Raw genomic sequence first — 11,839 nt, forward strand, 5'->3', positions numbered from 1 at the left:
GAGATAATAGGAATGGAAACCGCTTGAAGCGGCCGGATTTCATGGGGCTGGCGCTGAAGGAGGCCGAAGCCGCCGCCTTGCGTGGCGAAGTGCCGGTCGGCGCGGTCATCGCCAGCGGCGATACGGTCGTTGCCAGTGCCGGCAACCGCACCCGCGAGCTTTCCGACCCCACCGCCCATGCCGAGATGCTGGCGATCCGCGAGGCCTGCCGCAAGCTGTCGAGCGAGCGGCTCACCGGCCACGATCTCTATGTGACGCTGGAGCCCTGCGCCATGTGCGCCGGCGTCATTTCCTTCGCCAGGCTGCGCCGGCTTTATTTCGGCGCCGCCGACGAGAAGGGCGGCGCGGTGGTCAACGGCGTGCGCTTCTTCGCCTCACCGACCTGCCATCATGTGCCAGACATTTATACAGGCATGGCCGAAAGCGACGCGGCGCTGCTTCTGAAGGATTTTTTCAGAGATCGACGCGAACCGTAGCGTCGCCAGCTTTCCCTAACGCGCGTCGTGTTAGACCGGCCTCATGCGACGCGCTTTAGGTTGCTGTTTTATGCATGTCGTTATCGCAAAACCGCTGCACAGTTTTGCGCGACATGCATTAGCGCTGACAGCTTACCACGGCAGCCAGTCGAACATGCCGCTCTTGTTCTTGGCGGCCGCTTCCTTCTTGAGGCGGCGTTCTTTCTTGTATTCGTCCTCGCCGATGTCGTCCACCGGCGCGGTCGCGGCAGCGGCGCGGTATTGCACCGGCGGCTCGCTCAGATATTTGCGGGTGTTGGGGTCACCCTGCTTGGCTTCGGCGAGGCGGCGCTTGACCTCGGCGGCGCGGCCCTTGTCCGAATCCGCCGGAGTCCAGGCCGGCGGATGACTGGAAGCCGACTGCGCCATCGCAGCCTTGACCGCCGTTGGATCCGTCTGGACGTCATCGACGATCTGCGCCTGGTAGTCCGGATCGTCCTGATGGAGCGTCGCCTCGGCGCGCAGGCGAGCGCGGCGTTGCTCGGGCGATTCCGGCCAATCGGCGCTTGCCGTCGCGATGCTGTCCTGCGGCGGCGGCAATTCCTTCTGTCCCGGCGCCGGCTTCACCAGTTCGGGGCGCGGCTTGTAGTCGATCTTTTCCTTGTTCTTCGGCATGACTGAAAAAGCGCTGGTGAGATCGCCGGCAAGCTGGGCGGAGGCGGTCTTGTCGGTCCCGTAGGTCGGCGAGCCCATGCAGCCGGAAAGGGCCAAGCCGGATACGACAAGCGGCGCCAGCAGCGCAACCCGCGCGCAAGTTCTTTCGGTCATGCCAAAAAGTCCCACTCTAGACAGCCTCTCGATCGCCACCGGCCAAAGGACGGTTCCCATCATCTATGCTCTTGCGACGGAAATCCGGCGACAATTTGTCGTCCGGAGTTTCGCGTGTTTACCTCAACCACTCGTTAAGGGCAACGAGCGGGGGCCGATCAGCCGCCCGCCGTGGCATTTGTGCACCGCCTTATATACGACCGAGCGCCTTCAATTCATGCAGGACCGCCGCGTCCCGCGCCGAAACGTCGGGGAATTCCCTGTCCTGCCCGACATCGGCCGTGTAGCGCCATGAGCGCGCGCATTTGACCAGGCCCCGGTCCTCGGCCTTCTCGACCACCACGGCGACGCCCTTGACGTCGTCCAGCGTGAAGGCACCAGAAGGCGCGTCGCCATGCGCAACGACCAGATCGCTGGTGATCGCCATTTCGGCCATGTCGACGTCTGATATCGCTGCTTCGAGCGCCGCATCGTCGAGCGTGACGACCGGCACCGCTTCCAGCGACGAGCCGATGACCTTCTGGGCACGTGCGATCTCCAGCGCGCCGGTGACGACACGGCGGACCTGGCGCACCTTGCGCCATTTTTCCGCCAGCACCTCGTTCTTCCAGTCAACGGGGATTTGCGGGAACTGGTCGAGATGCACCGAGACGGCGTCCGGATGACGGTCGAGCCACGCCTCCTCCATGGTGAAGGGCAGCATCGGCGCCAGCCATTTCACCAGGCAGTCGAACAGATGGCGCACCACCTGCACGGAGGCCTTGCGCTTCACGCTGGACGGCGCTTCGCAGTAGAGCGCGTCCTTGCGGATGTCGAAATAGAAGGCCGACAGTTCGACCACCATGAAGTCGAGCAGCGTGCGGGTGATGCGCTTGAACTCGAAGGCGTCATAGCCCGCGCGCACGACTTCATCGAGTTCGGAGAGCCGGTGCAGCATCAGCTGCTCCAGCTCCGGCATCTTATCCAGCGGTACTTCCTCGCCATCGTCATGGGCAAGCGTGCCCAGCATCCAACGGATGGTGTTGCGCAGCTTGCGGTAGGCGTCGATGTTGGTCTGCAGCACGTTCTTGCCGAGCCGCTGGTCTTCCCAGTAATCGGTCGTCACCACCCATAGCCGCAGGATATCGGCGCCCGACTGCCTGATGACGTCCTGCGGCACGACTGTATTGCCGAGCGATTTCGACATTTTGCGCCCCTCCTCGTCCATGGTGAAACCATGGGTGACGACTGTGTCGTAAGGCGCCCTGCCCCTGGTGCCGCAGCTTTCAAGCAGCGAGGAGTGGAACCAGCCGCGATGCTGGTCGGAGCCTTCGAGGTAAAGGTCGGCCGGCCATTTCAGGTCCGGGCGGTCCTCGAGAGTGAAGACATGGCTCGAGCCGGAATCGAACCAGACGTCGAGGATGTCCATCACCTGCTGCCATTTCGAAGCATCGTGGTTGCCGAGGAAACGCTCCTTGGCGCCGGCCGCGAACCATGCGTCGGCGCCCTCCTTCTCGAAGGCGTCCACGATGCGCTGGTTGACCGCCTCGTCGCGCAGAACATTGCCGTCGGCATCGGCGAAGACGGCGATCGGCACGCCCCAGGCGCGCTGGCGCGACAGCACCCAATCGGGACGCTCCTCGATCATGGCGCGAATGCGGTTCTGGCCGGCGGCCGGCACGAAGCGGGTGTCGTCGATGGCCTTCAAGGCACGGCTGCGCAGCGTCGTGCCGTCGCTCAGATCCTTGTCCATATAGACGAACCATTGCGGCGTGTTACGGAAGATGATCGGCTTCTTCGACCGCCACGAATGCGGATAGGAGTGCTTCAGCCGGCCGCGCGCGAACAGTGCGTTGCGTTTGATCAGCTCGTCGATGACCGCCTGGTTGGCATTGCCCTTCTTGCCGTTGTCGTCGATGACGCGCGCCGCTCCGCCCTCGCGGTCCGCGCCGAAGCCCGGCGCGTCCTTGGTGAAGAAGCCGGCATCGTCGACCGGAAACGGGATCGCCGTGTCGATGCCGCGTTGGCGCAGTTCCGATGCAGCGTCCGTCCAGGCGTCGAAGTCCTCGCGGCCGTGGCTGGGCGAGGTGTGAACGAAGCCGGTGCCGGCATCGTCGGTGACGTGGTCGCCGGCGAGCATCGGCACGGGGAATTCGTAGCCGCCGTTCAAACCGTTGAAGGGATGAGAAAGCGTAAGGCTTCCAAGCTCTTCGGCCGAAACGTTACGGAGACGATTCATTGTCACTTTGGCTTTGACGGCAGCCTCTTCGGCCAGCGCGTCGGCAAAGATCAGCTTTTCGCCGGGTTGCGGGCCGAAAGCATTCTCTGCTGCCGTGACCTCGTAGAGGCCATAGTTGATGCGGGGCGAATAGTTTACGGCGCGGTTGCCGGGGATGGTCCACGGCGTGGTCGTCCAGATGACGACGTGGGCCTCCAGCAAGTCCAGTGACGTCTGCGTCAGCTTTGGATCCAAGGCTGGCTGCCCATCTTCGACGTTGGTGACCTGACGAGCGATGCTGACGACCGGAAACTTCGCCCAGATCGTATCGCTCTCATAGTCCTGGTACTCGACCTCGGCCTCGGCCAGCGCGGTGCGCTCGACAACGCTCCACATCACCGGCTTGGAGCCGCGATAGAGCTGGCCGGACATGGCGAATTTCAACAGTTCGCCGGCGATGCGCGCCTCGGCACGGAACGCCATCGTCGTATAGGGATTGTCGAAGTCGCCGACGACACCCAGCCGCTGGAATTCTGCGCCCTGCACCTTGATCCAGTGCGCGGCGAACTCGCGGCATTCCTTACGGAACTCGTTGACCGGAACCTCGTCCTTGTTCTTACCCTTGGCGCGATATTGCTCCTCGATCTTCCATTCGATCGGCAGGCCGTGACAATCCCAGCCGGGCACGTAGTTCGAGTCGTAGCCGCGCATCTGGAACGAGCGGGTGATGACGTCCTTAAGGATCTTGTTCAGCGCGTGGCCGATGTGGATGTTGCCGTTGGCGTAGGGCGGGCCGTCATGCAGCACGTATTTTTCGCGGCCGGCGGCGTTGTCGCGCAGCTTGCGGTAGAGGTCCAAGTCCTGCCAGCGCTTGACCAGCAGCGGCTCCTTCTCGGGCAAGCCGGCGCGCATCGGGAAATCCGTCTGGGGCAGATAAAGCGTTTTGGAATAGTCGATCGTTTCAACAGTGTCGGTCATTGGGGTATCGGTCATTGGTCTGCCATATGCATTGCCCGGCGGCAAAAGAGCCCGGGCGTTGAACTATCATGATCTGGAAAAAGCGCGAGAGGCCGCGCGCAAAATTCCCGGCGGCTCCGGCGGCGGTCAGGCCGCCCGGAACACCGGGCTCGTAATTCGTATCGTCAGCGCGAAAAGGCGCGAAAAGCTCGTCATGGCTGGGCTTTTAACCGAGACAGGCGATATTGAAAAGCCCGAACTCTAGTGGTTTCCTTGCGTCATGTGCCAATTGCGCCTATATCTTTGGGCATATGGCAGCGGAGCTAAAACATGTCCAGCTTGCACATCAAGGGTCAGCCGAGCCCAAATCCAAAGGCCGAGCGTATCGGCGCCGCAATCCCGGACACCGCAACGGAACGGTTTCTCGTTCATGTCACCAGGGTCGAAGGACTTCGCCAGCGTGGCTTCAGCAATGACGAAATCTATAGGATCGTCGGCCCGCGACGGACATTGGCGCGCCGCAGGGAGCGAAACGAGACACTGACGATCGCCGAGTCCGACCGCGTCATGCGGCTTGAACGGATTTCGGCGATGGCGGATCGGGTTTTCGGTAATCACGAAAAGGCGCAGCGTTGGCTGCGCAAGCACAGCAGGGTGCTTAACGAGACACCGATCAACCTCTTGCAGTCAGAAACGGGTGCAGCGCTGGTGGAAGAAGAGCTCCATCGCATCGACCATGGCATCTTCGCCTGACATATGCGGCTCTGGCGCATTTCCGGCTACGCCGACCTGCTGGGTGTCGGTGGTTTGGTCAGCGGCGGCCGTTGGCATGTCATGGGAACACCAATTGTCTACTGCGCCGATCACCCGGCCACGGCACTTCTCGAGATACTTGTGCATGTCGACGCGGAAGACATGCCCCAGACCTATCAGCTTCTGGAGATCGAAATGCCGGATGGCGTTGCCATCACGTCTCCTGGTTTGCCTGATGACTGGAAGGACGATCTGGCCATGACACAACGGCTCGGGAGGAACTTTGTCGCTGCTGCCACCCACGCCGTCATGGAAGTTCCTTGTGCAATTGTCCCGTTCACAAGAAACTATCTCCTCAACCCGGATTTGCTGGCCCGCGACTGCATCCGTATTGTTGGCGTCACGAACCATCCGGTCGATACGCGATTGCTGGGATAGTGCTCACATCGAAAAGTCGAAGCGATACGTCGTCGAGACGCCGATCATGAACTGGTCTCTTGAGCCGCGCTCCTTGACCAGGCTGGAATCGGCCGCCGGGCCCATCAGGCGCGAATATTCGCCGAACAGGCTGGCCGTCATCGGCTCGGTCACTTTCCAGGTCACCGCGCCGCCGAGGCCGCCGACTTCACGCCGCCGCCCGGACGGTATTGGCTGAGGCCCGAAGCCACGGCTTCCTCGGCGTTAACGCCGTAGTAGGCGTCGAAATAGTCCGACGAGGCGAACGAAACGCGCGGCCCGCCCGAAATTCTGACGTCCGGCGTCACATCATAGAAGGCGTCGGCGGCGATGTCGGCGACAAAGCCGCTATGGGCGCCGCCGGCCTCGCCACCCCAGCGCACCGGGTCAAGGCCTTTCAGCTCGTCGGCGTCGTCGCCATCGCGCGAAAACAGCAATTTTCCGGCCAGTCCGGCGCGGAGGCCGCCGTCGTCGATCAACCCCAGCGAGATGTTGTCGTTGCGCGAGGTGAAGCGGGCCGCAGGACCGGCCTTGCCGAGCGAGATGATCGGCGAGGCGCTGAGCAGGTATTTCTTGCCGCCCTCGAAATTCGGCGCGACCATGCCGGTGGCGCCGACCGTCAAATACCAGTCGCCGGACAGCCAGCCCAAGGCGCCCTCACCGGCTTCGGCGGCACCGGAGGCCCCAAGTATGAAGGCGGCCAGAACCACCGGGATCGCTCGGACAGAACGCATTGGCCGACACAACCAGCCTTCACAAGCCATGGCGCCAGTTCGGTAAAATTTAACTTAATATCCGTAACATCGGCGGCGTTGGTCGTACTGTTCCGCATTGCAGTCGATTGTATGGCCCGCCAAGATTCCAGATCAAGACGTCTGGAATTCACAGGAGCTGCCATCTCGCTTTCCAGCCTGGAATGTCTCGGCTGCTGTTGGAATTTGGCGATAGCCGTATTTAACCTTGGCCGCCCACCCAAGGGTTACAAATATTCACAAACATGCCCGCGCTGTGAAGAGTGCGGCGACCGGCACTCAATCCTGCATTCCAAACCGGCCAGGCGTGAATCATATGCGGCCAAATTTCGAGTCGTACTTTGACATCCGGGCGCACCAGCGGCTTCCGCGAGCCGAGTTGCGTCCGACAACAGCGTCTCGGCAGAACCGACTTGTATCAGCATTGGGGGAAATCCGCTCAGATCGGCGAACAACGGCGAGATCAGGGGATCGCGCCGGCCAACGCCATGGGGAACATAGGCGGTAACCAGTTCCTCCAAATACGCCCGGTGGATGATAGGGTCGATCGCGTCCTTAGTTGATAGTGTCGCGCCGGACATCGAAAGGTCCGTCCAGGGCGAGACCAGCCAAAGAGATCGCGGTAACCGCTCGCCTGCCGCGCGCAATATACCGACCAAGCACAGGGTGAGGTTGCCGCCCGCACTGTCTCCGCCAACCACGATGCGATCCGGCGCGACCCCTTGCCGGCTCAGAAAGCGCCATGCCGTGAGCGCGTCTGCATGCTGCGCAGGAAAAGGATGTTCCGGTGCTCGTCGATAGTCGATCGCGAGGGTGCGCATTCCCATTGCTCGACCTGCCTCAGTCACCATTCGACGATGACTTTTGAGCGAGCCCGAGCAGTAGCCACCACCGTGGAAAAAGAGCAGAACCTTATCCCTGTCACTCCCAGGCGCTAGCGACCACTCTCCCTCCAGGCCGTCGAAAACCGCATCCTCGCATTGGATGTCGTCCGCAATCGGCCACACCGAACCAACCTCATCGAGCCGCGCCCGGCGTTCGTCCCAGCCCACCGGTCGTGGCTTTGACTCCAACAAGCTGCGGACGGCGTTGATCTCCGTCAGATCGAGGTGTTCGTCCGCATCGCTCATTTTGCTTCCCTAGTCTCATCAAACGTAGAAAACGGCGGACAGCAGCAGCCACACGTCATCCATAAAGCGCCAATGCCAGCACTGGGAATTTTTCGTTACAATTGCGCCATGGCGAATACACGGGAGGACGGGGTGGCCCGTAACCCGCTCGTCATGTTTTAGCACTGCCCCCTGCACATAGTCGAATATTCCATCAGATATTTGGCCGCTTCGGATCAAAAGCGAACGTCTGGCAAGCGGATCGCTCGGGCTGTGGCGCCCCCAGCCTGCTCGCTTTACGGGCAAGCCGATCGGCGTTACCCTCAAAGCCGGCAAAGGTAACCTTGAGGGAGAAGGGCGATGGCACTGCACGGCGATGCCTTGAAAGATGCAATCGGTCAGACGCGGGCGAAATGGGGATGGTTCGTCGGGCTCGGCGTGCTGCTGCTGATCCTCGGCGGCATCGCCTTCGGCAATCTGTTCATCGCCACGGTCGCCTCGGTCTACGTCGTCGGCTGGCTGATGCTGATGGCCGGTGTCATCGAGATCATGCATGCCTTCGGTGTGAAGACTTGGAGCCGGTTCTTCTATTGGCTGCTCAGCGGTCTCCTCTATGCCGTCGCCGGGTTCTTCGCCTTCTACAATCCGCTGCTGGCCTCGGCGGTGCTGACCTTCCTGCTGGCGGTCGCCCTTCTCGCTTCAGGCGTGCTCAGGGCCTGGGTCGGGTACAAGCACAGACCGGAAAAAGGCTGGGGCTGGCTGGTGGCGGCCGGCGTCATCAGCGCGCTGGCAGGCCTGGTCATCGCCATGGGCTGGCCAGTCAACAGCGTATGGGTGCTGGGGCTGTTTCTCGCCGTCGACCTGATCTTCCAGGGCTGGGCCTTCATTGCGGTCGGCCTGGCGCTGAAAAAATAGGTCCTTGTTTTAGCATGATCTTGTCCGAAAACCGGTTCCCACTTTTCGGGATCATGCTTTAGAAAGCAATGGCCGCGTCGAGCTCGGAAAGCGGGCTGACGCCGGCAAGCAGCGCCCTCGCCTCGACTTCGTCGCGCTTCATCTGCGCGACCAGCGCGTCGAGCCCGTCGAACTTCACCTCCGCGCGCAGGAAACCAAAGAAGGACACAGCGCATATCTCGCCGTAGAGATCGCCGGAAAAATCGAAAACGAAAGTTTCCAGAAGCGGCGCGCCGTTGTCATCGACGGTCGGGCGGCGGCCGAAGCTGGCAACACCATCATGAAGCGTACCGTCGGGGCGACGGAAGCGGACGGCATAAATCCCTTCCTTCAGAGTAGCTTCCGGCGAAAGCCTCATATTGGCGGTTGGAAAGCCGAGCGTCCGGCCAAGCTGCTGGCCGCCGATCACCTCGCTTTCGACCGTGAAGCGGTGGCCGAGCAGGCCGGCGGCCTCGGCCACCGCGCCTTCGCATAGCAGCGCGCGGATCCGGCTCGACGACACCACCTCGGCGCCCTCGTCGCGAAACGCGTCGACCAGGGTGACGCCGAAGCCGTGGCGTTCGCCGGCCGCCATCAGATAGGCCGGGCCGCCTTGCCTGTCCTTGCCGAAGTGGAAGTCGAAGCCGGTCACGGCGTGAATGATGCTGAGATTCCTGTCCAGCACGTCGGTCACGAACGATTCCGCCGACAGTGCGGCGAAGTCGCGCGTGAACGGCTGTTCGACGAGTGCGGCGAAGCCTAGATACGACAACAGCCGTGCCTTCATCGGCGGCGGCGTCAGCACGAACAGCGGTATCTCAGGCCGGAACACCTTTCTCGGATGCGGCTCGAAGGTCAGCACCAGAGCCGGCACGCCGCGCCGGCGGGCCTCGGCAAGCGCGCGCTCGAGCACCGCCTGGTGGCCGCGGTGAACGCCGTCGAAATTGCCGATCGCCACCACGCCACCCCGCAAATGGGCCGGCAGCGGCGAGATTGCAGAAATGCGTTCGAAGGCTTCCGTCATCGAGCGACCCTACTGCAGTCTCGGTATGACCGCGACCGGCCGGTAGCCGTGCCTTTCCAGAAAGGCAATTAGCCTGGCCGGATCCGGTTGTAGCGTATCACCGTAGTCGCGGGCATGGATGCCGCCCGACACGTAGAGCACGTCGAAGCCGTTGTCGGCAGCACCCTTGATGTCGGTCATCATGCCGTCGCCGATGGCCAGCACGTCCGAGCGCTCGACCGGGTGGCCGAGCAAGTCGGCGATCTCCTTCATCGCGACGTCATAGACCGGGGCATATGGTTTTCCGGCGATCAGCGTCCGCCCGCCGAGCTGGGCATAGTCGCGAGCCAAGGCCCCGGCGCACCAGATCATCCGCTCGCCGCGCTCGACCACGATGTCGGGATTGGCGCAGATGAAGGGCAGGTTCCTGGCACGTAGCCGCCGCAGAAGATCGGCGTAGTCTTCCGGCTTCTCGACCTCGTCGTCGAACAGCCCGGTGCAGACCACGCCGGATGCCTCGAACTCCTCGACGAGTTCGACATCAAGCCCGTCATAGAGCGTGAAATCGCGATCGGCGCCGATATGGAAGATCTTTCGCGGGCCCTCGATGATCAGGTCGCGGGTCACATCGCCGGAGGTGACGACGCGGTCGTAGGCCTCCGAGGGAACGCCGATCGCATTCATCTGCGCCACCACATCGGCGCTGCGGCGTGGCGAATTGGTAATCAGCACCACAGGTATCTCCGCCTCGCGTGCGGTCGCCAGCGCCAGGGTCGCGGCCGGGAAATGCCGTTCGCCATTGTGGACCACGCCCCAGACATCGCAAAGAATGGCAGAATAGGCTGCCGACAAATCCGCGAGCGAGCCGATGATATCGGGCGAATCCGCCATATCGTTTCCCAGGTCATGATGGTTGCGAGCGCCGCCGCCGACGATCCGCAGCGACCGGACCGCATTAACCGAAGCTCTTGATCCTGTCACCAGCTTTCGCCGCGTTCAGCATCGCCGCCCCGAAATGAAGGCATGATCGCACGGCACAAAAATTCTCGTTTTCCAGAGCTTTAGCCGGTCCAAATCGCGGGCGGCATTGCCGCCATCGGCGGCGTGGTTAACGAGCTTTGAAAAAATGAGCCGATCTTGGACATATTTTAGCAATCTGAAATTGAAGGATTGGTGGCATCGTTCGCCGACTGGCGGGGTGCTGAAGGCAATGATCCGAAAATTCGGTAGGGACCGGCGTGGCAACTATACGCTGATGACGGTCATCACCATGGTGCCGCTCATGGGCGGCTTGGCGCTCAGCGTCGACTACTCGGCACTGCTCCGCTAGAAGCACGCTACGTTGAATGCCCTGGACGGCGCCGGCCTCGCCACCGCTCATAAGATCGTCTCCGGCGCAAGCGACGACGACGCCAAGGCCTATGCCAAGACTTTCTTCGAAGCCAATCTCGGCCCTGTCGATCCGGCCAATACGTTGCTTACCGTCACCCTGCCCAACAACAATGCGGGTGGCGGTACGTTGAAGCTCTGCAGCGCCCTGACGTACCACCCCTATTTTCTGCCGGCCGCCGCCATGCTGATGGGCGGCGGGACCACCAGCGATACAACCTTCACGGCGTGCTCGGAAATCCGCCTCAAGAACACGCTGGAAGTAGCCTTGTGCTCGACAATTCCGGCTCGATGAATAATCTGGGCTCCCGCACCGGCGCGAAGCGAATAGACCTGCTGAAGACTGCCGCCAAGCAGCTTGTCGATACGCTGGCGCTGCAGGCACAGCAGATGAAGCAGGTCAGCAAACCGGTGCAGTTCTCCCTCGTGCCGTTCGCTGCTGCGGTCAATGTCGGTCCCACCCATGACCAGGATAGCTGGATGGACCAGGACGGCATCTCCCCGATCCAGCACGAGGATTTCGACTGGACGATGATGACCCCCGCCGACGTGTCATGACCGTCGCGCTCGACCTGTCGACCAGCGATGCCGGCGACAAGAAAGCACTCGACGCGCTGAAGGCCTGCTCGTCAGACTCGCGCTTCCGCATGGATCCCACCGATCCGACCAAACCGGCCAAGCTGTTCTGGAACGCGACCGGGGCGACGCTGTCGGACAATTTCAAGGAAATCGCCAACGAATTGTCGAACCTGCGCATCGTCGGCTGAGGATGACCTCGCCGAAGCTGCCGATCTCCCCCCTTGCGGGGGAGATGGCCGGCAGGCCAGAGGGGGGTGGGAAGGATCGCAGACTTTTTGTGGGATCCATTTCCAACTGGAGACCGGCCTTGTGGCGTTGATGCGATTGGCTGATAGGCCGGCGGGACAGCACCCCATAGGCGCTAACTTAGGGCATGAGCGTTATCCTTGCTGCGGCGGATTGGCTTTTTCGTCGCCTCGGTGGATCGC

General features: G+C 62.1%; 12 protein-coding genes and 2 pseudogenes. 8 read left to right on the forward strand and 6 right to left on the reverse strand.

Going from position 1 to position 11,839, the window contains the following annotated elements; translation table 11 throughout:
• Positions 1-23: 23 nt before the first annotated feature.
• The gene (locus AC0L3L_RS23855; protein ID WP_473639291.1) at positions 24-476 is read left to right on the forward strand and encodes a nucleoside deaminase; all 453 of its coding nucleotides are present in this window, start codon (positions 24-26) and stop codon (positions 474-476) included.
• A 132-nt stretch (positions 477-608) separates the two neighbouring features.
• Here AC0L3L_RS23855 and AC0L3L_RS23860 read toward each other — a convergent pair whose 3' ends face one another.
• Together AC0L3L_RS23860 and ileS are read right to left on the reverse strand one after the other, a co-directional pair.
• Positions 609-1,283 (reverse strand): hypothetical protein, encoded by a 675-nt coding sequence (locus tag AC0L3L_RS23860; RefSeq protein ID WP_473639293.1) that lies wholly within the window; start codon positions 1,281-1,283, stop codon positions 609-611.
• Positions 1,284-1,473: 190 nt separating this feature from the next.
• Positions 1,474-4,458 carry an isoleucine--tRNA ligase gene (gene ileS, locus AC0L3L_RS23865; RefSeq protein ID WP_473639295.1) on the reverse strand — a complete coding sequence of 995 codons (2,985 nt, stop codon included), beginning with the start codon at positions 4,456-4,458 and terminating at the stop codon, positions 1,474-1,476.
• A gap of 58 nt (positions 4,459-4,516) precedes the next feature.
• Here ileS and AC0L3L_RS23870 point away from each other — a divergent pair, with 58 nt between their 5' ends.
• The 3 genes from AC0L3L_RS23870 (at position 4,517) to AC0L3L_RS23880 (ending at position 5,628) form a co-directional block, all read left to right on the forward strand.
• Positions 4,517-4,702, forward strand: a complete 186-nt coding sequence (locus AC0L3L_RS23870) for a hypothetical protein (protein ID WP_473489394.1) — start codon at positions 4,517-4,519, stop codon at positions 4,700-4,702.
• A 65-nt stretch (positions 4,703-4,767) separates the two neighbouring features.
• A complete protein-coding gene (gene parS / locus AC0L3L_RS23875; RefSeq protein WP_473489393.1) occupies positions 4,768-5,190 on the forward strand; it encodes a type II RES/Xre toxin-antitoxin system antitoxin in 423 nt (140 codons plus the stop codon).
• Positions 5,191-5,193: 3 nt separating this feature from the next.
• A complete protein-coding gene (locus AC0L3L_RS23880; RefSeq protein WP_473529885.1) occupies positions 5,194-5,628 on the forward strand; it encodes an RES family NAD+ phosphorylase in 435 nt (144 codons plus the stop codon).
• 3 nt (positions 5,629-5,631) lie between these two features.
• Here AC0L3L_RS23880 and AC0L3L_RS23885 read toward each other — a convergent pair.
• Together AC0L3L_RS23885 and AC0L3L_RS23890 are read right to left on the reverse strand one after the other, a co-directional pair.
• A pseudogene (locus tag AC0L3L_RS23885) lies at positions 5,632-6,380 on the reverse strand (MipA/OmpV family protein).
• A 220-nt stretch (positions 6,381-6,600) separates the two neighbouring features.
• Positions 6,601-7,528: pseudogene (locus AC0L3L_RS23890) on the reverse strand (alpha/beta hydrolase).
• 339 nt (positions 7,529-7,867) lie between these two features.
• Here AC0L3L_RS23890 and AC0L3L_RS23895 point away from each other — a divergent pair.
• Entirely contained in the window at positions 7,868-8,422 is a 555-nt protein-coding gene (locus AC0L3L_RS23895) for an HdeD family acid-resistance protein (protein WP_473489390.1), read from the forward strand.
• 58 nt (positions 8,423-8,480) lie between these two features.
• Here AC0L3L_RS23895 and AC0L3L_RS23900 read toward each other — a convergent pair whose 3' ends face one another.
• Both AC0L3L_RS23900 and AC0L3L_RS23905 read right to left on the reverse strand, forming a co-directional pair.
• Entirely contained in the window at positions 8,481-9,464 is a 984-nt protein-coding gene (locus AC0L3L_RS23900) for a bifunctional riboflavin kinase/FAD synthetase (RefSeq protein WP_473639297.1), read from the reverse strand.
• A gap of 9 nt (positions 9,465-9,473) precedes the next feature.
• Complete coding sequence (locus AC0L3L_RS23905) at positions 9,474-10,334, reverse strand: TIGR01459 family HAD-type hydrolase (RefSeq protein ID WP_473639299.1); 861 nt, start codon at positions 10,332-10,334, stop codon at positions 9,474-9,476.
• A 451-nt stretch (positions 10,335-10,785) separates the two neighbouring features.
• On the opposite strand from AC0L3L_RS23905, the gene AC0L3L_RS23910 reads away from it, so the two are divergent.
• From AC0L3L_RS23910 to AC0L3L_RS23920, 3 genes are read left to right on the forward strand one after another with little or no spacing between them, the layout of a single operon-like run.
• Positions 10,786-11,127 carry a hypothetical protein gene (locus tag AC0L3L_RS23910; protein WP_473639301.1) on the forward strand — a complete coding sequence of 114 codons (342 nt, stop codon included), beginning with the start codon at positions 10,786-10,788 and terminating at the stop codon, positions 11,125-11,127.
• Entirely contained in the window at positions 11,103-11,390 is a 288-nt protein-coding gene (locus AC0L3L_RS23915) for a hypothetical protein (protein WP_473639303.1), read from the forward strand. Before AC0L3L_RS23910 ends, AC0L3L_RS23915 begins: the two co-directional genes overlap by 25 nt.
• Complete coding sequence (locus tag AC0L3L_RS23920; RefSeq protein WP_473639305.1) at positions 11,387-11,599, forward strand: hypothetical protein; 213 nt, start codon at positions 11,387-11,389, stop codon at positions 11,597-11,599. The genes AC0L3L_RS23915 and AC0L3L_RS23920 overlap by 4 nt, the downstream gene beginning before the upstream one ends.
• Positions 11,600-11,839 lie beyond the last annotated feature (240 nt).

The organism is Mesorhizobium sp. WSM4849 (genome assembly GCF_055811385.1).